General features: G+C 38.9%; 31 protein-coding genes. 29 read left to right on the forward strand and 2 right to left on the reverse strand.

Annotation, left to right across the window (positions count from 1 at the left end; translation table 11 throughout):
- Positions 1-11: 11 nt before the first annotated feature.
- The 19 genes from rplF (at position 12) to truA (ending at position 11,595) form a co-directional block, all read left to right on the forward strand.
- Complete coding sequence (rplF, locus tag GSM42_RS13075) at positions 12-548, forward strand: 50S ribosomal protein L6 (RefSeq protein ID WP_160801977.1); 537 nt, start codon at positions 12-14, stop codon at positions 546-548.
- 31 nt (positions 549-579) lie between these two features.
- Positions 580-942 carry a 50S ribosomal protein L18 gene (gene rplR, locus GSM42_RS13080; protein WP_160801978.1) on the forward strand — a complete coding sequence of 121 codons (363 nt, stop codon included), beginning with the start codon at positions 580-582 and terminating at the stop codon, positions 940-942.
- Positions 942-1,457, forward strand: coding sequence for a 30S ribosomal protein S5 (gene rpsE, locus GSM42_RS13085; protein ID WP_160801979.1), 516 nt, complete (start codon positions 942-944; stop codon positions 1,455-1,457). The genes rplR and rpsE overlap by 1 nt, the downstream gene beginning before the upstream one ends.
- Before the next feature lie 11 nt (positions 1,458-1,468).
- Positions 1,469-1,657, forward strand: coding sequence for a 50S ribosomal protein L30 (gene rpmD / locus GSM42_RS13090; protein ID WP_160801980.1), 189 nt, complete (start codon positions 1,469-1,471; stop codon positions 1,655-1,657).
- A 34-nt stretch (positions 1,658-1,691) separates the two neighbouring features.
- Positions 1,692-2,132: a 50S ribosomal protein L15 gene (gene rplO, locus GSM42_RS13095; protein ID WP_160801981.1), complete on the forward strand. Its 441-nt coding sequence runs from the start codon at positions 1,692-1,694 to the stop codon at positions 2,130-2,132.
- A 1-nt stretch (position 2,133) separates the two neighbouring features.
- Positions 2,134-3,432: a preprotein translocase subunit SecY gene (secY, locus tag GSM42_RS13100; RefSeq protein ID WP_160801982.1), complete on the forward strand. Its 1,299-nt coding sequence runs from the start codon at positions 2,134-2,136 to the stop codon at positions 3,430-3,432.
- Between the two features lie 264 nt (positions 3,433-3,696).
- Positions 3,697-4,341, forward strand: coding sequence for an adenylate kinase (locus GSM42_RS13105; protein ID WP_160801983.1), 645 nt, complete (start codon positions 3,697-3,699; stop codon positions 4,339-4,341).
- A gap of 5 nt (positions 4,342-4,346) precedes the next feature.
- On the forward strand, positions 4,347-5,108 hold the full coding sequence (gene map, locus GSM42_RS13110) for a type I methionyl aminopeptidase (protein ID WP_160801984.1): 762 nt from the start codon (positions 4,347-4,349) through the stop codon (positions 5,106-5,108).
- The gene (locus GSM42_RS13115) at positions 5,105-5,446 is read left to right on the forward strand and encodes a KOW domain-containing RNA-binding protein (protein ID WP_160801985.1); all 342 of its coding nucleotides are present in this window, start codon (positions 5,105-5,107) and stop codon (positions 5,444-5,446) included. The genes map and GSM42_RS13115 overlap by 4 nt, the downstream gene beginning before the upstream one ends.
- Positions 5,447-5,587: 141 nt before the next feature.
- Positions 5,588-5,806, forward strand: a complete 219-nt coding sequence (infA, locus tag GSM42_RS13120; protein ID WP_028777722.1) for a translation initiation factor IF-1 — start codon at positions 5,588-5,590, stop codon at positions 5,804-5,806.
- 84 nt (positions 5,807-5,890) lie between these two features.
- Entirely contained in the window at positions 5,891-6,004 is a 114-nt protein-coding gene (rpmJ, locus tag GSM42_RS13125; protein WP_160801986.1) for a 50S ribosomal protein L36, read from the forward strand.
- A 15-nt stretch (positions 6,005-6,019) separates the two neighbouring features.
- Positions 6,020-6,388, forward strand: coding sequence for a 30S ribosomal protein S13 (gene rpsM, locus GSM42_RS13130; protein WP_160801987.1), 369 nt, complete (start codon positions 6,020-6,022; stop codon positions 6,386-6,388).
- Between the two features lie 19 nt (positions 6,389-6,407).
- The gene (gene rpsK, locus GSM42_RS13135) at positions 6,408-6,806 is read left to right on the forward strand and encodes a 30S ribosomal protein S11 (protein ID WP_160801988.1); all 399 of its coding nucleotides are present in this window, start codon (positions 6,408-6,410) and stop codon (positions 6,804-6,806) included.
- 128 nt (positions 6,807-6,934) lie between these two features.
- The gene (locus tag GSM42_RS13140; protein WP_160801989.1) at positions 6,935-7,888 is read left to right on the forward strand and encodes a DNA-directed RNA polymerase subunit alpha; all 954 of its coding nucleotides are present in this window, start codon (positions 6,935-6,937) and stop codon (positions 7,886-7,888) included.
- A gap of 28 nt (positions 7,889-7,916) precedes the next feature.
- A complete protein-coding gene (gene rplQ, locus GSM42_RS13145) occupies positions 7,917-8,309 on the forward strand; it encodes a 50S ribosomal protein L17 (RefSeq protein WP_160801990.1) in 393 nt (130 codons plus the stop codon).
- Positions 8,310-8,376: 67 nt separating this feature from the next.
- Positions 8,377-9,216 (forward strand): energy-coupling factor transporter ATPase, encoded by an 840-nt coding sequence (locus tag GSM42_RS13150; protein WP_160801991.1) that lies wholly within the window; start codon positions 8,377-8,379, stop codon positions 9,214-9,216.
- On the forward strand, positions 9,201-10,058 hold the full coding sequence (locus tag GSM42_RS13155; protein WP_160801992.1) for an energy-coupling factor transporter ATPase: 858 nt from the start codon (positions 9,201-9,203) through the stop codon (positions 10,056-10,058). The genes GSM42_RS13150 and GSM42_RS13155 overlap by 16 nt, the downstream gene beginning before the upstream one ends.
- On the forward strand, positions 10,052-10,849 hold the full coding sequence (locus GSM42_RS13160) for a CbiQ family ECF transporter T component (RefSeq protein ID WP_160802054.1): 798 nt from the start codon (positions 10,052-10,054) through the stop codon (positions 10,847-10,849). The genes GSM42_RS13155 and GSM42_RS13160 overlap by 7 nt, the downstream gene beginning before the upstream one ends.
- A complete protein-coding gene (gene truA, locus GSM42_RS13165; RefSeq protein WP_160801993.1) occupies positions 10,846-11,595 on the forward strand; it encodes a tRNA pseudouridine(38-40) synthase TruA in 750 nt (249 codons plus the stop codon). Before GSM42_RS13160 ends, truA begins: the two co-directional genes overlap by 4 nt.
- Positions 11,596-11,680: 85 nt before the next feature.
- Here the strand turns inward: truA and GSM42_RS13170 are convergent, their stop codons facing one another.
- Complete coding sequence (locus tag GSM42_RS13170) at positions 11,681-12,199, reverse strand: GNAT family N-acetyltransferase (protein ID WP_160801994.1); 519 nt, start codon at positions 12,197-12,199, stop codon at positions 11,681-11,683.
- A 583-nt stretch (positions 12,200-12,782) separates the two neighbouring features.
- On the opposite strand from GSM42_RS13170, the gene GSM42_RS13175 reads away from it, so the two are divergent.
- From GSM42_RS13175 to GSM42_RS13200, 6 genes are all read left to right on the forward strand, one after another.
- Positions 12,783-13,283 (forward strand): DUF2690 domain-containing protein, encoded by a 501-nt coding sequence (locus GSM42_RS13175; protein WP_160801995.1) that lies wholly within the window; start codon positions 12,783-12,785, stop codon positions 13,281-13,283.
- A 245-nt stretch (positions 13,284-13,528) separates the two neighbouring features.
- Positions 13,529-14,086, forward strand: coding sequence for a DUF4309 domain-containing protein (locus GSM42_RS13180; RefSeq protein WP_160801996.1), 558 nt, complete (start codon positions 13,529-13,531; stop codon positions 14,084-14,086).
- 75 nt (positions 14,087-14,161) lie between these two features.
- Positions 14,162-14,752, forward strand: a complete 591-nt coding sequence (locus GSM42_RS13185) for a DUF4309 domain-containing protein (RefSeq protein WP_160801997.1) — start codon at positions 14,162-14,164, stop codon at positions 14,750-14,752.
- 133 nt (positions 14,753-14,885) lie between these two features.
- Entirely contained in the window at positions 14,886-15,584 is a 699-nt protein-coding gene (locus GSM42_RS13190; protein WP_160801998.1) for a response regulator transcription factor, read from the forward strand.
- Between the two features lies 1 nt (position 15,585).
- On the forward strand, positions 15,586-17,055 hold the full coding sequence (locus GSM42_RS13195) for a sensor histidine kinase (RefSeq protein WP_160801999.1): 1,470 nt from the start codon (positions 15,586-15,588) through the stop codon (positions 17,053-17,055).
- 28 nt (positions 17,056-17,083) lie between these two features.
- Positions 17,084-18,160, forward strand: coding sequence for a hypothetical protein (locus tag GSM42_RS13200; RefSeq protein WP_160802000.1), 1,077 nt, complete (start codon positions 17,084-17,086; stop codon positions 18,158-18,160).
- A 42-nt stretch (positions 18,161-18,202) separates the two neighbouring features.
- Here the strand turns inward: GSM42_RS13200 and GSM42_RS13205 are convergent, their stop codons facing one another.
- A complete protein-coding gene (locus tag GSM42_RS13205) occupies positions 18,203-18,409 on the reverse strand; it encodes a hypothetical protein (RefSeq protein ID WP_160802001.1) in 207 nt (68 codons plus the stop codon).
- A 508-nt stretch (positions 18,410-18,917) separates the two neighbouring features.
- On the opposite strand from GSM42_RS13205, the gene GSM42_RS13210 reads away from it, so the two are divergent.
- The 4 genes from GSM42_RS13210 (at position 18,918) to GSM42_RS13225 (ending at position 20,915) form a co-directional block, all read left to right on the forward strand.
- The gene (locus tag GSM42_RS13210) at positions 18,918-19,118 is read left to right on the forward strand and encodes a hypothetical protein (protein WP_160802002.1); all 201 of its coding nucleotides are present in this window, start codon (positions 18,918-18,920) and stop codon (positions 19,116-19,118) included.
- Positions 19,119-19,329: 211 nt separating this feature from the next.
- Complete coding sequence (gene rplM, locus GSM42_RS13215; RefSeq protein ID WP_160802003.1) at positions 19,330-19,767, forward strand: 50S ribosomal protein L13; 438 nt, start codon at positions 19,330-19,332, stop codon at positions 19,765-19,767.
- Between the two features lie 15 nt (positions 19,768-19,782).
- Positions 19,783-20,175, forward strand: a complete 393-nt coding sequence (gene rpsI / locus GSM42_RS13220; protein ID WP_160802004.1) for a 30S ribosomal protein S9 — start codon at positions 19,783-19,785, stop codon at positions 20,173-20,175.
- A 458-nt stretch (positions 20,176-20,633) separates the two neighbouring features.
- Positions 20,634-20,915, forward strand: a complete 282-nt coding sequence (locus tag GSM42_RS13225) for a GNAT family N-acetyltransferase (RefSeq protein ID WP_237446597.1) — start codon at positions 20,634-20,636, stop codon at positions 20,913-20,915.
- Positions 20,916-21,070 lie beyond the last annotated feature (155 nt).

Here is a 21,070-nt window from a genome sequence, read left to right on the forward strand (position 1 = left end):
GTGAACCAAACATGTCTCGTATCGGGAAAAAACCGATTACCGTACCTGCTGGTGTGGAAGTGAACTTAGAAGGCAATCAGTTGACGGTAAAAGGACCCAAAGGTACATTGGTCCGCAATCTGCACGCTGATATGAAGATCAATATCTCGGATAATGAGTTGTTGGTTGAGCGTCCTAGCGATCATCGTACACATCGGGCACTGCACGGAACAACTCGTAGCATCATCTCCAACATGGTGGAAGGTGTTTCTACAGGTTTCGCTAAAACACTTGACCTAGTCGGTGTTGGTTACCGTGCATCCAAAAAAGGAACTAAAGTTGTATTGAACGTTGGATATTCTCACCCAGTTGAGATCACTCCAACAGAAGGTATCGAACTTGACGTTCCTACTCAAACACAAGTAATTGTCAAAGGGATCGACAAAGAAAAAGTTGGTGCCATGGCAGCTAATATTCGTTCTGTTCGTGAACCTGAACCATATAAAGGCAAAGGTATTAAATACTCTACTGAACGGATTCGTCGTAAAGAAGGTAAAACTGGTAAATAGAACTTATAACTAGAAGGGAGTGAACCAGACCGTGATTCAAAAAGCAGATCGCAATCAAAAGCGGAAAAAGCGTCACCTTCGGGTTCGGAAAAAACTTTTTGGCACGGCTCTTCGTCCTCGCCTCAATGTATTCCGTTCATCTAAGAACATATATGCACAACTTATTGATGACGAAGCAGGCGTAACCCTTGTTTCCGCTTCTACGGTGGAGAAAGAGTACCAAGGCGCTGGTGGAGGAACCGTTGATGCAGCAAAAAGTGTCGGCGAGTTAATAGCCAAACGTGCTATCGAAAAAGGATACAACAAAGTTGTCTTTGATCGTGGAGGATACCTCTATCATGGTCGTGTACAAGCCTTAGCGGATGGGGCAAGGGAAGGAGGTCTTGACTTCTAATGAAGCAGAACAAAGGAAATAAAAGAGATGGCGCTCAGTCCGAGTTTACAGAAAAACTGGTAAACATCAACCGCGTAGCAAAAGTTGTTAAAGGTGGACGTCGTTTTAGCTTCAGTGCACTTGTTGTTGTTGGTGATGGAAAAGGTCGCGTAGGGGCAGGTATCGGAAAAGCGGCTGAAGTACCAGAAGCAATCAAAAAAGGCGTAGAAGCTGCGAAGAAAAACCTAATTACTGTTCCACTAACCGGAAATACAATTCCTCATGATATTGTTGGTCGTTTTGGAGCAGGAAAAGTTCTTTTAAAACCGGCTAGCCAAGGTACTGGTGTTATCGCTGGTGGTCCTGTGCGTGATGTACTAACTGTTGCTGGTGTTGGTGACATTTTGACAAAGTCAACAGGTTCGAACAACCCAATCAACATGGTTCGTGCAACGCTCGCTGGTCTATCTAGCTTGAAACAAGCTGAACAAGTAGCAAAACTTCGTGGCAAAACTGTTGAAGAGCTACTCGGATAGGAGGGATAACCGTGGCAAACAAATTAGCGATTACCCTCAGACGGAGTATGATTGGTCGACCTGAACGTGAACGGGTAACCCTTCGTACGTTAGGCCTTACCAAACGTGAACAAACTGTGGTCAAGCCTGATAATGCTTCGATTCGAGGTATGGTAAATCAAGTTGTTCATCTTGTAGATGTAAAAGAAGTATCTGAATAATAGCTTTGACTTAATACAAGAGGAGGTGCAAAGCATGAAATTAAACGAGCTACAACCAGCACCTGGCTCTCGCAAAGAGTCAAGACGCGTAGGCCGTGGAACTGGTTCCGGTTCTGGTAAAACCTCTGGACGCGGACATAAAGGTCAAAACGCACGCTCTGGTGGTGGAGTTCGACCAGGCTTTGAAGGTGGTCAAAACCCAATCTACCGTCGTTTGCCAAAACGTGGATTCACTAGCCCGAATCGTAAAGAATACGCGATCGTAAATCTAGACACGTTGAGTCGCTTTGATGAAGGAACCGTCGTCACTCCTGAGTTATTGACTGAACTTGGTATCGTGAAAGATATGAAGTCTGGGCTTAAAATTCTAGGAAATGGCGAGCTTAGTGTAAAACTTACTGTAAAAGCTCATAAGTTTTCTGACACTGCAGCTGAGAAAATCAGAGCCGCTGGCGGAGCAACGGAGGTAATCTAACATGTTTGCGACACTTGGTAACATTTTTAAGGTAGAAGACCTCCGCCGTCGAATACTGTTTACTCTTATCATGTTGGTAGTTTTTCGAGTAGGTAGCTTTATCCCTGTTCCAAATACCAATCCTGCTGTATTGCAATCACTTGCTGATAAAAGTCAAGGAGTATTCGGCTTAATCAATGCTTTTTCTGGTGGAGCCTTCAGTAATTTCTCTATCTTTGCGATGGGGATTATGCCTTACATTACTGCTTCAATCATTGTTCAGCTACTCACGATGGATGTAATTCCTGCATTTGCTCGTTGGGCAAAAGAAGGAGAGACAGGTAGACGTAAAATCACACAAGCAACACGTTATTTTACAATTACCTTGGCTTTGATCCAATCGATCACCTTGTCCTTAGGTTTTGATCGTCTGCTTGGAAGTGGATTCATACAAAATCCTAACTTTTGGACTTATGCACTTATCTCTCTAACGTTAACCGCGGGTACTACTTTCTTGATGTGGGTAGGGGAGCAGATCACAGAAAAAGGGATTGGGAACGGAATCTCTATTCTTATTTTTGCTGGTATTGCAGCTAGCATCCCTACTCATATCAGTCAAATATACAGTAGCTTGTTTACCAAGAATGCACCTATTGCTATTGGTGTGTTAAAAACTGTCGGATTACTTATTGTGATTGTGCTAGTTATTGTGGCTGTTATTTACATTCAACAGGGTGTACGTAAAATCCCAGTTCAATATACCAAACGTGTGGTAGGACGGAAGATGTACGGGGGTCAATCGACACACTTGCCATTTAAAATTAATGCAGCTGGTGTTATCCCAGTAATCTTTGCTTTATCACTCTTGCTTTTCCCACCCACTATCGCAAGCTTCTGGGCTGGAAATGCTATAGCGGATTGGATTCGCGTCAATTTCGACTATACACAAGCTCCACTAGGTATGATTCTTTATGTTCTTCTAATCGTTGGATTTACGTACTTCTACACGTTTGTACAAATCAATCCAATGCAGTTATCAGAACAAATGAAGAAAAATGGTGGTTTTGTACCTGGTATCCGTCCTGGTAAAGCGACAGAGTCATATTTGACAAAAGTATTAAATCGTCTTACCCTTCCAGGTTCATTCTTCCTTGCAGCAGTTGCCGTTCTTCCAGTCTTTATTATTTCTGTCTCAGGTCTTCCACAATCTGTGCAGATCGGTGGTACTTCGCTACTAATTGTTGTTGGGGTAGTACTAGAAGTGATGAAGACAATCGAAAGCCAACTAATCAAGCGCCACTACAAAGGATTTATGAATTAACCAACCCTTTGGCACGAGTAACACATGCTTTTAGGTGAGGAAGTATTTATAGTGCTTAGTGAATGATGTATCTCACTGTAGAAACTACGGGGATGGCCTGTTTTTCTTCATTCATTGAGGTGTTGAGCGCAGGAATCTTATCACTAAACGGATAAGAGATACAAAAAAGCTAAGACAAAATACCCAGACAAAGAAACTGACATACACATGCGACCGTTTAGGTCGAACTTGATACGTGTGGCCGTCCTTCCGGAGGGATGAGATGTGAATATCATACTGATGGGATTACCTGGTGCAGGAAAAGGAACACAAGCAGCTATCATTGTAGAGAAACTGCACATTCCTCATATTTCCACTGGGGACATGTTTCGTGCCGCTGTAAAAGAAGAAACACCTCTTGGTATAGAAGCCAAATCTTACATGGATCAAGGGGCACTTGTCCCTGACCGTGTGACGATTGGTATCGTCCGAGATCGGTTAGGTAAAGATGATTGTGAAAGTGGTTTTCTACTAGATGGATTTCCACGAACTGTTCCACAGGCAGAAGCCCTTGATGAACTACTTCAAGATCTTGGAAAAGAAATTGACCATGTGATCTATATTGAAGTTCCTCAGCAAGAACTACTCAGTCGTCTAACAGGTCGTAGAATCTGTAGAAACTGTGGTACAACATTCCATCTTCAGTTTGCTCCACCTAAAGAAGATGGAGTTTGTGACCGCTGTGGTGGTCCTCTTTATCAGCGAGAAGATGATCAAGAAGAGACTGTTGCGAAACGTTTAAAAATCAATCAGGAACAGACAGAACATTTGATTCGTTACTATACAGCAAATGAAAAGCTAGTACGAGTGGATGGCGAACAACCGATAGAGCAAGTAACGACAGCAATCTTGTCTAAAATTCGGAGATAGTCCAAATGATTACAATAAAATCAGCAAATGAAATCGAAAAAATGCGTCAAGCAGGTAGGTTAGTTGCCCTTACGCATCGTGAATTGAAAAAATATATTCATCCTGGGATTACGACTTTGGAATTGGATAAACATGCTGAAAAGTTCATCCGTAGTTTTGGAGCAACACCATCCTTTAAGGGATATAATGGCTTCTCGGGAAGTGTCTGCACTTCTGTAAACGATGAACTAGTACATGGAATACCAGGACCGAGAAAACTCCAAGATGGAGATATCATCTCAATCGATATCGGTGTGTTTTATGAAGGTTTTCATGGTGACTCTGCTTGGACGTATCCAGTAGGTAACATTTCTCCTGAGGCTGCTCGTCTTCTAGCAGTGACAGAAGCCTCCTTATTCGAAGGCCTAAAAGTATTAAAGGCAGGTGTACGTCTTGGTGATTTGGGAAGTCAGATCCAAGCAGTAGCAGAAGATGCTGGCTTTTCTATTGTTCAGGAGTATGCAGGTCATGGAATCGGTAGAGAGTTGCACGAACAACCTACTATACCAAACTATGGCATTGCTGGACGTGGCCAGAGAATAAAAAGTGGAATGACACTGGCGATTGAACCAATGGTGAATATAGGGACTCGATTTGTTCATACACTTGATGATGGATGGACGGTTGTGACCGATGACGGTTCCTTATGCGCCCATTTTGAGCACACTACCCTGATCACAGATGAAGGCTATGAGATTCTCACCCTAGCAGAAGGTGACTTCGAATGAAGGCCTTGAAAGAGGCAGCAAGTCGAATTCATTTAGGGCAGATAATAATAGTCTTATCTGGACGGGATGCAGGAAAAAATGCTGTAGTTGTTCGTTTAGATGATTCTTGTGTATGGCTCGCAGATGGAAGAGAGCGGAAATTTGCAAAACCAAAACGGAAGAATAGACGTCATATACAACCTACTAGATTTATTGCAGACGAAATCGCTTATGTAATCGAATCTACTGGCAATGTAGATGATGCAAAATTGGTGTTTGCCCTAAATCAGTACAAAAAGCTGAATTTGAAGGGGGGGAAATCTGCTGCAGAACGTAGCAATATACCTAGAAAAATTTAGGTTTATTGGTTGCTATCTTGACTATGCTTCTCGATTAGGTTAACTTTAGTTTTGATCTGTAAGTCTGATTGAGCTGACTTACGCCAAGAGAGACGATGATTGTATAGCAATTTACTATGTTTTCGTGGCAGAGTAACTCTATTGGCCAAAGAAGATGTGATTGAGGTTGAGGGCATCGTAAAAGAGCCCCTACCTAACGCCATGTTTAAAGTGGAGTTAGAGAACGGTCATGAAGTGCTCGCTCATGTATCTGGGAAGATTCGCATGCACTTCATTCGGATATTGCCAGGAGACAAAGTGACAGTTCAACTTTCTCCATACGACTTATCCCGTGGGCGTATTACCTACCGGTATAAATAGTCTAAAGGTTAGAGGTTGGAGAATAGAAGTGGAATCTCTTAAAAGCTTCTACTTTGTTTCCTCTAAAATAGGAGGTTTGGAGAAGTGAAAGTTCGACCATCCGTAAAACCCATTTGCGAAAAATGTAAAGTGATTCGTCGCAAAGGGGTCATAATGGTAATTTGTGAAAATCCAAGGCACAAACAAAAGCAAGGTTAGGAGGTGTAGAGATAGATGGCACGTATAGCAAGTATTGACTTACCTCGTGAAAAACGAGTAGAGATCGCTCTCACCTACATCTATGGTATTGGTCGCCCTAAAGCTAATGAAATCTTAGCAGCGACTGGTATTAATCCAGATACTCGTGTACGTGATCTTACCGAAGAGGAAATTTCCAAACTACGTACTTTCATCGACAAAGGCATCGTTGTAGAAGGAGATCTTCGTCGTGAGATTGCTCTTAACATCAAACGTTTGATGGAGATTGCTTCTTATCGTGGTATTCGTCATAGAAGAGGTTTACCTGTTCGTGGTCAAAGTACCAAAACCAATGCTCGTACACGTAAAGGTCCTCGTCGTACTGTAGCGAACAAAAAGAAATAACAAGTAAGGAGGGATACAAGTGGTAAAACGTAAAACATCCAACCAACGCGTGAAACGCCGTGTGAAAAAACACGTTGAATCTGGCGTGGTACACATCCGCTCCACTTTTAACAACACAATCATCACCATTACTGATCCACGTGGTAACTCGATCGCTTGGGCTAGTGCTGGTACGATGGGCTTCAAAGGAAGTCGTAAAAGTACTCCGTTTGCTGCACAAATGGCTGCTGAACAAGCTGCAAAAACAGCCATGGAAAGCGGCATGAAAAGTGTTGAAGTAATGGTAAAAGGTCCTGGAGCTGGACGTGAAGCAGCGATTCGATCACTACAAGCTGCGGGATTAGAAGTAAACTTAATCAAAGACGTTACTCCTATTCCACACAATGGTTGTCGCCCACCAAAGCGTCGTCGTGTATAGGGAGTCGTACCTGTTGGTTTATTTTACCGGTAATTTGTGTATAATGGATGGGACATTGTCATCATCTGTATACTTTTTAAAAATACCGAATAATGCCCGGAACGCGACGTTCTAAAAGGAGGGGCCGTATGATAGAAATTGAAAAACCTAGGATCGAAGCGGTAAAAATGAGCGACGATCATCGATACGGAAGATTCGTGGTGGAACCCCTAGAACGTGGATACGGAACAACATTGGGTAACTCGCTGCGCCGTATCTTGCTCTCCTCTTTACCCGGTGCTGCTGTCACATCTGTGCAAATCGATGGGGTATTGCACGAGTTTTCCACCATTGCGGGTGTGGTAGAGGATACAACTGAGATTATTTTAAATCTGAAAAAGCTATCACTGAAGATTCATTCCGATGAAGAAAAGGTGTTGGAAATCGATATTGAGGGTGGCTCTGGGGGAAGAGCTGTTCTTGCAGGAGATATCCGTGCGGATAGCGATGTAGAGATCTTAAATCCAGAACTTCACATTGCAACGCTTGCGGGAGGTTCCCATCTACATATTCGTATGACTGCGAATCGTGGACGTGGCTATGTACCTGCTGAGCGGAATAAGTCTGAAGACTTACCAATTGGTGTTATTCCGATCGACTCTATTTATACACCAATCGACAGAGTTAACTTTCAAGTTGAAAATACGCGTGTTGGACAAGTTACCAACTACGACAAACTGACACTGGAAGTTTGGTCTGATGGTAGCTTGCATCCAGATGAAGCAGTTAGTTTAGGCGCTAAAATCTTAAATGAACATTTGATGCTATTTGTCGGTTTGACCGAAGAAGCTCAAGGTGCTGAGATTATGGTGGAAAAAGAAGAGGACAAGAAAGAAAAAGTGATGGAAATGACCATCGAAGAGCTCGATCTATCTGTCCGCTCTTATAACTGTTTAAAACGTGCTGGGATCAACACCGTACAAGAGCTAACACAAAAGTCAGAAGAAGATATGATGAAAGTACGTAACTTAGGACGCAAATCCCTAGAAGAAGTTCAAGAAAAGCTAGTGGAACTCGGACTTGGATTACGTGAAGAAGATTAATCCTAAGTAGCGGGGGAGGGAAATTATCATGGCATACTCCAAGTTAGGACGTAACAGTAGTGCGAGAAAAGCACTTCTTCGTGACCTCGTGACTGACTTGATCTTAAACGAAAGAATCGAAACAACTGAGTCAAAAGCTAAGGAACTTCGTTCAATCGCTGACAAGTTGATCACGCTTGGAAAACGCGGCGATCTCCACGCTCGTCGTCAAGCATCTGAGTTTGTTCGCACAAATCGTTCTTATACTGAGAACATTGGCGAAGAAGCAACTCATCACAAAAACGTTGATGCAGTGAAAAAGTTATTTGAAGATATTGCACCACGTTACCAAGAGCGCAATGGCGGTTATACTCGTATTTTGAAATTGGGACCACGTCGTGGTGATGGTGCACCAATGGTATTTATCGAACTTGTAAAGTAAAAAAGTAATGTCAAAGGGGAGGGCAGGATCGGACCGGTCCACCCTTTTTTGTTTGGGAGCGTTTTTTATGGCAACAGAGATATCTCTAGAAAATGTTTGGTTTCACTATTACCCGCAGACAGAGTCCAGAGAGAAATGGGCTATTCAAGGTGTAGATCTTATTTTTCAACAAGGAGAATACGTTAGTATCATTGGTTCTAATGGATCAGGAAAATCATCTTTAGCTTGTCTAATAAATGGACTTTTTATCCCGACAAATGGAAACCTTGTGATCAATGGTCAACATATCGAAGATGATCAAGGTCGCTGGGAATTAAAGCAAAGAATTGGGATGGTTTTTCAAAATCCAGATAACCAGATTGTAGCACCGTCAGTCTTAGATGATGTGGCTTTTGGCTTGGAAAATTTGGGTGTAGCAAGAGAGGAAATGCAAAAACGTATACCTCATGTTTTGGAGCTTGTTGGCCTATCCGGTTTGGAGAAGAAGGAACCTCATCATTTATCAGGTGGGCAAAAACAACGTCTAGCTATTGCTGGAGTTCTCGCTATGCAACCAGATGTGCTTATCTTTGATGAATCGACATCAATGCTTGACCCAGATGGCCGTCATCATATTCTACAATTAATGAGAAAGCTTCATCTGTCAGGCAAAACTATCATTCATATCACACATCAAGCAACAGAAGCATTTCTAGCTGATCGATTAGTTGTATTGAATAAGGGTAAGGTGATGTTGGATCAAAATAGAGAAGCATTGTATGCTAACTCCGCACAGCTTACTAATTGGGGGTTAGATGTTCCAATCAGTATTGAACTCCATCAGAACTTGCTAGCGAAAGGTTGGAATCTCTCCCATCGTATAGAGAATGAAGAACAATTGGTGAGCGAAATATGGACATACATGTAAAAAATATATCCTATGTATACCAAAAGGGAACACCTTTTGAAGAACATGCTTTATCGGATTTATCACTCTCTATCCCACATGGGATTGTTCAAGCAGTTGTTGGAAAGACCGGTTCAGGTAAGTCTACGTTGATAGGATTGATTGCAGGTTTGTTGCGTCCGACGACTGGAAGTATCACAGTTGGCGATGATATCGTAACAGCAAAAACGAAAAAAATCCCCTTTCGTTCCAAAATAGGGGTTGTTTTTCAATATCCGGAGCAACAGCTTTTTGCGGAAACGGTATATAAAGATATCGCCTATGGTCCATCGAATCAGGGAATATCGAAGGAACAATTAGAGGAACGAGTTCTACAAGCGATCGGACTTGTTGGTTTGGATGAGTCTCTCTTGGATAAATCTCCATTTGGACTCAGTGGAGGACAAATGAGAAGGGTAGCTCTAGCTGGGGTACTGGCTATGGAACCATCTATTCTTATTTTGGATGAACCAACAGCAGGATTAGACCGTGAAGGAAGCGAGCAATTGCTTTATTTGATTCAAACGTTACATCAACAAAAACAAGTGACCATTATACTAGTAACACATCAGATGGAGGAAGTAGCGAGACTTGCAAATCAAGTAGTGGTGATGGAAGCAGGAACTACTGCTTTTACAGGGTCGCCAGTAGAGCTATTTGGTGATCGAAAAAGGTTAGAGAGGTTCGGTTTAGAACTACCGAGTATTACCAAACTTATTGATAAATTAAATCAAAAAGCAAATCCGCCTATTCCAACTTCACTATTTGAGCTGGGTCATCTGGTTTCACATTTGGAGAACCGTCGAAAGGGGAGTCGATCGTGAGCAAAATTGTAATCGGTCAATATATCCCGGGAAATTCGATTCTTCATCAACTTGACCCTCGTGCGAAACTACTCTTTGTGTTTTTCTTTTTCTTTCTTATTTTTCTTGCGAATAATACTGCAACCTATCTTGTACTCTATCTTTTTGTTATCACCATTATATTGCTTTCTCAGATTCGCTTGTCTTTATTTCTTCGATCGATAAAACCGGTATTATTTATTATTCTTTTTACAGTGATCCTACATTTGATTCTAACCAAAGGCGGAGAGGCACTATTCGTAACCCCTCTCTTTACCATTTATGAAGAAGGTGTCAGACAAGCTATTTTTATCGCATCTCGTTTTCTTATTCTAGTAGTGATGGCCTCTTTACTTACCTTTACCACTTCATCGCTAGATTTGACCGATGCGTTGGAAATATTGATGGGACCTCTCCGCAAGGTTCGTGTGCCTGTCCACGAGTTAGCACTTATGATGTCGATCGCGCTTCGATTTATTCCTACGCTGTGGGAAGAGACAGAGAAGATTATGAATGCCCAGTTAGCACGAGGAGCCAACTTGGATAGTGGGAACATTTTCAAACGCTTAGTAGCATATATTCCGATCTTTATTCCTCTTTTTCTTTCATCTTTCCGCAGAGCAGAAGAATTAGCGATGGCAATGGAAGCACGGGCTTATCGGGGTGGAGTTGGGCGTACGAAATATCGGATGTTACAATACACATACAAAGATTACTTCTTGATCGTGATTTTTTTAATCTTAGTTCTTGTTATAGGATGGCTGCGTGTATGAGAAAAATGAAATTGATTATCGCATATGACGGAACCGACTTCTCTGGATTTCAACGGCAAACTGGACTTCGTACGATTCAAGGTACGCTAGAAGAGACACTGAGTAGAATTTTAGATGAAGACATTGTGGTGGAAGGATCTGGCAGGACAGATGCAGGGGTACACGCATTGGGACAAGTCTGTCACTTTGTCACCAGTAAACCTGTACCTGTGGAGCGCTTCCCTTATATTCTTCGTCATACCTTACCTCGAGATCTTATTGTAGTAGCAAGTGAAGAAGTAGCTATGGATTTTCATGCTCGTAAAAGTGCATGTTGGAAAACATATCGCTACCAAGTGGAGACTCTACCTGTTCCAAGGCTTCATATGCGCAGGTTTGCATACCATTATCCAGTTCATGAGTTAAATCTAAATGCAATGATAAAAGCCGCTGAGTATTTAGTAGGGACACACGACTTCACTTCTTTTTGTTCTGCCAAAACGGAGGTGGAGAATAAAATCCGGACGATCTACGATATAAAGGTGACGGAAGAAGATAACTTTCGTTATGTAGAAGTCACGGGAAGCGGTTTTTTATACAATATGGTGAGAATTATTGTTGGCACGCTACACGAAGTAGGCAAAGGAAAGATCAAAGTAGAAAATATTCCGAGCATCTTATATGCTTGTGATCGCCAAACAGCAGGTTCTACATTTCCTCCAGAAGGACTACATCTGGTGGAAGTGGGCTATGAGGAAAGAAATTAAAGTCTCCTTCGTTTTTTAGAAGGAGACTTTTTCGTCTCATTTCATACCTTTTTTCAGAGAAATGGAATAAGAATAGATGATAATTTTAATCATCCAATGAAAAAGCACTACAATAAGTCCAGTGAATCAAATCTTCACCACTATGGTCCATTTGAAACCCTAACTTCTTTAATACATATTTGGAGCCAATATTGTCAGTGTTACATTTAGCGATGATTTTTTTTACTCCAGCTTGATTAGCAGCCCAACTTAATAATGTTTGAGCTGCTTCGACGCAATAGCCTTTGCGGCGGTGGCTTTCATTGGTACCAAACCCGATTTCAATCACGCCGTCTGGACCCGGATCACCTAGAAAACCAATACCTCCAACTATTTCCTTTGTATCCTTTGTCACAATAATCCAGGAATCAAATCCCCTCGTTCCATTATTTTTTATCAAAAGCTTCCGAAAGTAGGGGAGAGCTTCGAAAAAATCGTCGTTTGGCCATTCACCATTGCTTTTGTACCCAAGTGCTTCCATTGCTTTTGTATCACGCTTAGCTGCTGCATCAATAAGTTTGAGATCAACTGTTATTAAGAGAAGTCGTTTTGTTTCTAATTTCAACTTTGTATCACTCTTTCTGATCGTTAATGAAAAATACTCTTGATGAAAAGGATCTACTAAGATAAACAGTGTAAATGTGGAGTTAGATCAGATAGATTTACTTAATCATATTTTATAATATTTTTTCTATTTATCCACTCCGTTATGAAAACTATTGATAAAGTTTAGATGTTCGTTTCTCGTTCTATAATAATTATATAGATTGGATGAAATAATGCTGAGCAGGAGACTCTTCCTTGTGAGAAAGAATGTGTTGACCTCTTTCATTTTGCTGAATTATATAAAGCAATTTCTAATATAAAGATCGTCCACATTCCTGAGACAATCACATCATAACATCAATTCATCCAGAGGAAGTATCTAAACCAATTGCTGCTTTTTTGAAGCAGCAGCACATTCCAACTACAAAATGTGGAGTTTATCCATACTATTTTCACTAATAAATGAATCTTTTTTAACTTCCGTATTTTATAATAAATAAAAGTTGAAATATTAATAATATAATGATTACCAATCAATGATCCAACAATTTATTGCCAACAACTTTTAACCAATTCGACTATTTTTTAGGGAGAGTGAGCAAGTGAAGGTAAAAAAATGGCGTGTAGGTCTACTGAGTGCAGTAGTTGGAGTCGCTGGCTTGTTTGTAGGTGTTAGTGATACAAATGCAGCTAACTATAAAAACGATGGAAAAAGTCCTGTAGCAACTCATTGTGATGATAGTGGTGTCGCTAAGAAAACAAAATCCTTTTCTTCTAAACTCAAAAATGGCACAAAAGTAACTGGTAAAATATATTTGATGTACAGCACCAAATGCAAAACGGCTTGGTCATACGTTAAATTGGATAAATCCCTTCCTTCTAATATGGAAATTAATGGATCCGTTCACCGTAATAATGATAAAAAAGTTTATTCTTGTTCTTCAAAGGGTGGTAACGGCATGATTCAACCAGGTCAAAAAACCTGTTATAGTGCGATGGTGTATGATTATAAGCCAAACACTTCTTATGCAAGCGCCAAAGCCTACTCTCCAAAAGGTTTTTATCAAACAGGAAAATCTCTAGGAAAAACAGGATCTTATTAAAAATTATGTTTTTTTACGAAAAAGAAAATGTATTAAATTGGGCAGAGTTGTTAGTTTATCTAGCACCTCTGTTTTTATTTTTTAACAATTAGAGAAAAGATAGAATAATTGCTTCTGGTAAGACCTTTAGCAATAATACATACTTCTTTTGCAATAGTTTACATTCTGGAAACAATCTGTATTTTTTTTCGAAAATATTGTTCTTTAATCTATAGTTACAAATGAAAAAAGGAGAATGATGAGAGATGAACAACAAACATGCATTTAAGCTAGTGTTAACGACAATGTTAGGGGTAGGAACGATCTTAGTGGGGACATTCGATCCAAATGAAGTTCATGCAGCAAACAGTCATTATTCGATTGCCCATACAGCGATACAAAAGGAGAACCATACAGCATTGCTCGATCAAACAAAAGAATTAGCAACAAAGGGGAAAGTAGTAACTAGTGAAGAGTTTGGTATTTACTCCACCCAAAAAGAAATTGAAAATAAATGGGGGAAAGCGGATAAAAACATTCCAAAAGGTGAGCTAAGATACAGCAAACGCTCCACTGCTTTTTACCTCGACAAGTTTGACACTCCTACTGAAGCTGTGTATTTGTTAAAAACTACGGATAAGCGTTATGCAAACATTTCTTATAGTGAAGTAAAAAAGAGGTTAGGAAAAGGTAGTGAATACAAAGGAAATGATAGTGCCCATATTTCCTATGATGCGAAAGATTATGCACTCACTTTTTATTTTCCTGTTGATAAGCAAGGCAAAATTGGAAATGTAAAATCGGTGGAAGTATCTGTACATTAGGAAATGAAAATGTAAATCATATTTTTTGGGAAACGATGTTCCTTACTTGATAGATAACATAAAGGGGAAGAAGCTATGAAAATCAAATGCAAATTTCTTGTTCTGACAGCTTCAACAGCAATAGCACTTTTATCTGTAGGTTGTTCTTCGTCTGGGATGGAAGCAAATAAAAAAGAGAACACAACGGTGCAAGCGAATGAAAATCAAAAACAACAAATTTCTGTATCACCCAAGCATAAACAATTAATTTTAGAAGCAAAGGAGCTGGCTAAACAAGGAAAAATAGTAACAACAAAAGACTTGCAACCAATTGGTAGCTTGACCATTATCGATATAAAAAAGCTGTGGGGAAATCCAGATGTGGAAGACTCAAAATCAGAGTTCAAATTTGCAGAGTATAAGAGTAAACAGACTATCTTCCACTATCAAACAAAAGAGATAGTCTCTATGGATACTACTGATAAACGGTATAAGGAAATTACAGATGCTGAAATTGAACAAATTTTAGGTGTGCCTCAAATGTCAGGTCCTGAAGATGGTGGATCGTATACGTATGAGATTGGAAATTATAATCTACAATTTATTTTTAATTGTCATGGAACGTGTGTAGATACAGGCAAGCCTACGCCAAAAGTAGTACGTATGAGCATTTTCCCAAAAGATTGATAAGTGTGTGCTCTCCAAAAAAGACTTGGGTATAAAAACTCAAGTTTCTTTGTTATTTTGTCTTTTTAATATTTTGTTTTCCGTTTTTATTTGGGAAAATAAAAACAATGCTTATTGGAGGAGGAGAAAGAGAATGAAAACAAAAATTTTGATTGCAGATGATGAAACAAGTATTACTGATCTTCTTTCTTATGCATTTCAAAAAGAAGGTTATTTGGTAGAGGTTGCCTCAGATGGAGAGGAAGCATACCAACAAATGTTACAATTTCAACCAGATATAGCAATTTTAGATGTGATGATGCCTAAAATGAGTGGATACGAAATCTGTCAAAAGATGAATACAGATAAAAATATCGGTATTATCTTACTTACTGCGAAAAATGATATTACGGATAAAGTGGTGGGGATCGAACTCGGTGCAGATGATTATATCACCAAACCATTTGATATACGGGAAGTATTGGTGAGGGTTAAATCCATTTTACGTAGATTGCCACAACAGTCATTATCAACAAATGAAACGTATCGAATATTAGATTTGACAATAGATAAATTAGGGAGAAAAGTGTCTATTCAGGGTAAACATGTAAACCTTACACTAAAAGAGTTTGATCTATTGACACTGTTAATCGAACATTCTGAAAGAGTTTTCACAAGAGAAGAACTATTGGATCTCGTCTGGGGAATGGATTATATTGGAGGAACTCGTACCGTAGATATTCACATCCGAAGATTAAGACAAAAACTCGGTAACCCCTATGACCAATTGCTTCAGACGTTGTATGGAGTCGGGTATAAGGTAACAAAGTTGGAGATTCATAATGAGGCATAGTTTGAAATTAAAAACGAGTATTTTTTTAGCTCTTCTTTTGACAATTACAGTAGGTATGCTGAGTTTTTTTATCCTAGCAGAGATCAAGAAAGACCAAAAACAAAGACAACAAGATTATTTATTAGAACAGAGCATACAGGCAAACGAGTATATCGAACAAGTCATCTTATCAGACCCTAATTATCAAAATAATATGAGTTTACGATATAGCATTCTTAAAAAAAAGAAATCGGAAATGATTACATATCTGGAAATGACAACAAAAATGAGGGTACTTCTTTATTTTACAAAAGAAGATTTAGAATTGGATTATGATCTGCCATTTACTTCGTCTACAAAGCATGATAAAAGGTTACTTCAATATGCTAAAGATAATAAAATTGCTTATCTCATAGAAGGGAACACCTTGTACTATGCAGCTCCGCTTCATAATGGATATGATGGAATTATTGCATTCTCTTACGAGTTAACAGAGGATCAAGCATTTCTCAAAAAGATCCAGTTTTTGTTTGTTCAAGTAGGGACAATTGTTGTGTTGATGAGCTTTTTGATTGCATATGTTTATTTTTCTCGAATTACGAATGAGATTTTAAAGCTGAAAAACATTTCTGAGCTAATGGAACAAGGGGTATTTCGTTCTTTTTCAGTAAGTAATCGCTCAGACGAGTTAGGGAAATTAAGTCGAGGAATTCAATCTATGAGTGAGAGAATTGAAGAAAATATAATAGATATGAAACAAAAACAAGCTTCGTTAAATTTAGTAGTAAAGAAATTAAAACATTTGGAAAATCAGCAGAAAACTTTTATTGGCAACATCACCCATGAATTTAAAACACCATTGACGGTTATTTTGGCCTACATGGACTTATTAGAGATGTACGAAGGAGATCCTACTTTAATCGATAAAGCTCAACAAAATGTGAAAAAAGAAGCAAATCGATTATATGATTTGGTAGAAAAAGCTTTGCAATTAGCTTCTATTGAAAAATACGATTTTGAGTTACATCGAGAGAAGATAGAATCTCGACAAATATTAGAAGGAATTGTAGAACAAATTAGTGGAAAAGCACAAAAATTTCAAGTAGAAATTGCATCCCAATTACAAACTGCTTTTCTTTTTCTAGATAGAGAGAGTTTTGTTTTGATTTTTATAAACTTACTGGATAATGCAATCAAATATAATGTTCCAAAGGGAGAAGTCTTATTAACAAGTAGCATCAGAAATGATAATTTAGTTATAAAAGTAGTGGATACAGGAATTGGTATTCCTCCAGATGCAAGAGAAAAAATATTCGAAGCTTTTTATACAGTGAGTAAAGATCGTTCGAAAAAAACAGGGGGGACAGGATTGGGGCTGGCGTTAGTAAAACGCTTGGTAGAAGAGCAGCAAGGAAAAATTACGATGAATCCAAATAAGAATCAACAAGGGACCGAAGTAGAGATTGTATTTCCTCTTTACATAACAAAGTAAATAAAGAATAAAAGGGAGTTCATTTTGCTTGAAAAGAAATAGCGGATTTCGGATAACAACTTGTTTCATTACATTTTTATTTTTCTGTTTACTATCAGGTTGTGCCCCTAAGTCGGAAGGAATTGTAGTATTAGAAAACAAAGATATTGCCTACAATAAGTTTACTATAGAGGGGACGGATATCTATCCACAAGTATATGCTGTTGACTGGATTAATGAAGATACTGTATTAGATTCCCGTTTCCGTTTGTATCATTTAAAAAACAAGAAAGCTTATTTTCTTGTTTTCGATCGTAATGCGAGAGAACCATTGGTCTCCCCTGATAAACAGTATTTATTTTATCGTATCAGTAAACGTAATCAGCTTGGAAATTATTATATGATGCATCTGCCTACAGGGAAAAAGATTGTCCTACCTATAAAAGAACAAGTGCTGCAACCAAGCTGGGTTGATAACCAAACTATTCTCTTCATGACTGGCAAGGGAGAGACCTTTTCTGTAAATATATTTGGTCAGATAGCAAAAATTAATGATTCCTTTCAAACGGTAAAGGAGGAAGAAGGTTATACTTCGCATCTAGTCCGAGTAGGGGAACAATTTTTCTATTTGGATGGAGCCAAGTTAATGGTTTGGAATCAAACTACGAATGAAAAAAAACAACTGATGGATCATGTATATGACATGGTATTGTCTCCTGATAAAACTACATTTGCGATTGAAAAACTTATTCCAAAAGATCCAAATGATAAAGGAAAAGAATTTTTTGTTGGTTTAAAAGTACTAATGCTGATGGATACTACAGGAAAACAGCAGAAAATAGTTGCACAAAGCAATGAAATTATGGGATTAAATTGGTCTGGAGATTCTCAAAAATTAAGTTATCTTATATGGAAAAGCTATGCCACCAATCAAACAGAATTACACATAGCAGATATCCGTAAAGCTGAGATCTCCATCCTTGCCACCAATATCCAATCCTATAATAAACAAATAAAGTGGAGTCCTTCAGGAAATAAGGTCTTAGTAAATGGTTTATTAAAAATCGATACACCAGAACAACGACATGCTTTGTATATTCTTCAGCTCAAGCATAGTAATAAATAATTTCAGGGATACCAGAAGTACCTGGTATCCCTTTTTCTACTGTTAAAGAGAGATTTTTCGAGCTTTTTCCAGTAGGAGTTGATCGGTTGTAGTAAGGGGACGGTTGTCAACCCGCCAATCAATCAGATAAATGGCAAATTCCCTAGGTCCCTCTCCATATGCGCGTAGTGTATCTGCTGCTTCCTTAAGGGGTACAGATCCACTGTTTAGCACATCTGCGATCGGCATATATGTAATTTGCTTACTCATGCTAGCTTCTTTCTGTTTTGAGTTGACTTTTTTATTATAAGACGATCAGCTGGCTTATTTGTTAAGGTATCACCAAGATCAGGTAAAAGCTGTGTTAAAAATGTTGGAGGACACCAGTTTATCTGATGTCCTTTTCGATCGTTTCTGACTATGTTGTTATCTCAACAGTAACCTACAGCAATTTCTCTCCACTTGACGAAGAAGTGGCAGAGCAAAATTTTGAATCTCCCACAAGCACAGCTATGGTTACGAATAACTATTTAAATTTCTTCTCTTGTTTTCCAAGGTGTTCCAATGTAATCAGCAGTGTTTTGAAGCGTGACTGATCCTTTTCGAGGATGGCCTTCGATCAGATCAAACAAATACCCATTGCTGTTTTCTTATGCATGATAGCTCTCTATGATCGATAAATGACAATGCATTATACTATAAATCGTTAACAAAAGTATTGAAAAAATATAGAATACCATTTAAATAGAAAGGTAGATAGAGGAAGGAGTGAGTGGAAATGAGCATGGAAATGGTACTTTTGAGTGGAATTCTCATTGTTATTTTTGTTTATGGAGTTATCATTACAGTGGTTAGTTTATACGCCAAAGCATCTGGGAAAGATGCTAAATCAACTATTATTATGCTGGTTGTTTTATTAATAGTCTTTTTGCTTGGAATGGTGTATATTTATGGAAATTATAAACATAGAATCAGTTAAGCAATGGAAAACTTTTCTCCTGATCTTCAAGTCTTGTATCTTTGTGGATTTCATTGACAATAGCCCCTATATTGCGGTATGATCGTATTTGGTATTTTCCGCTAGCCCCGTGGAAAATCATGTTCGGCAAAAATCGATTGTCCGATAGATAGTAAACCTTCTACCCTTTGCTTCGAGGTGTAGAAACAAACCAACTCAAGGAGTGAATCAAATGCGCACCACCTATATGGCTAAGCCACAAGACGTGGATCAAAAGTGGTACGTGGTAGACGCAGCAGGAAAAACTCTCGGTCGCCTTGCAACTGAAGTAGCTACCTTGCTTCGCGGAAAGCACAAACCAACCTATACACCACATATCGACACTGGTGATTTTGTTATTGTAATCAATTCTTCTCAAATCAATCTAACTGGTAAAAAGTTAGATCAAAAACGTTACTATCGTCACTCTGGTTTCCCTGGTGGATTGAAATCCGTCACAGCTGGAGAGCTTCGTGCAAGTCGTCCAGAACGTATGATCGAACTTGCTGTAAAAGGAATGCTTCCTAAAGGACCACTTGGTCGTAGCCAATTGAAAAAATTAAAAGTATACGCAGGTGCTGAACATCCTCATCAGGCGCAACAGCCAGTTGAATATCAGCTCCGCGGTTAATAGGAGGACACTTACGTGGCACAAGTACAATATCGCGGTACCGGACGCCGTAAAGAATCCGTAGCTCGTGTACGTCTTGTAGCTGGTGACGGTCGTATCGTCATCAACGGACGTAGCATCGATGAATATTTCAATCTGGAAACATTAAAGGCAATAGTTCGTCAACCATTGGTATTAACCGATACTGCTAGCCGTTATGATGTATTAGTTAACGTTGATGGTGGTGGATACACTGGACAAGCAGGAGCGATCCGTCATGGTATCTCCCGTGCTCTTCTAGAAGTTGACATCGAACTTCGTCCAGCTTTGAAAAAAGCAGGTTTCCTAACCCGTGACCCACGAATGAAAGAACGTAAAAAATACGGCTTGAAAGCTGCACGTCGTGCACCTCAGTTCTCAAAACGTTAATTATCAACGTTCCAAGGCTCTTTTCACTTTTGTGGAAAGGGTCTTTTTATGCTTAAAAATGTTTTGGACTATATCTGACCACATATCATAGCTCCATGTACCTTTGAAATTTTAGTGCGGTTTGCTCTTTTAGTGTATCTGTTACGTGTAAAATAGATTTTCATCGTCATTTGTATATCAAAGTGTTTTACCCGCTCCTGAACTTCTTTAATACTTGTTCCTGCTTCAAATAACAAGAAGGCATGTGCAATGACGTAAACCATCACTTCCAGAATCGGGTCATTTAATAGAATAAAACGATTTGGACTAATTTTCCTTGAATAATGATGTATATGTGCTGTATTTCAAAAGGATGATAACGTGAATATTAGATCAAATAAGAAAACAAAAATCGATAAATTAGTAGAAATATGGCATAAAGGTTCTTTAATAGCACACGACTTTATTGATAAGGATTATTGGAAATCACAGCAAATGGAGATGGAAAAAAAGTAATCCCAATGTCTGAAACCTATGTTATAAGTAATGAAAAAGATGTTGTCGACTTCGTATCAATGGTAGATAATTATTTGGCTGCATTATTTATTGATGTTAAGCATCAAGGTGGAGGGTACGGAAAGAGATTGTTAAATTTTATAAAAAGCCAAAGGGAATATATACAATTAAAAGTGTACAAGAAAAATAACAAGGCTGTTGATTTTTATTTAAAAAATGGCTTTGTAATAAAGAAGAATTATTAGATGAACAGACTTCCGAAGAAGAATTTTTAATGGAATGGGAAAAGAGTTAAGTGTCGTTTGGACGAGTCAGTTTATTACATGAAAATGCAAATGAACTCTCAACTGTCGGGGGTATTTTATTAAAGTTTTTCGGTAAAAATCTTGGGATAATGGTA

Origin of the sequence: Shimazuella alba, from assembly GCF_009831235.1 — a bacterium.
GTDB classification, from domain to species: Bacteria; Bacillota; Bacilli; order Thermoactinomycetales; family Thermoactinomycetaceae; genus Shimazuella; species Shimazuella alba.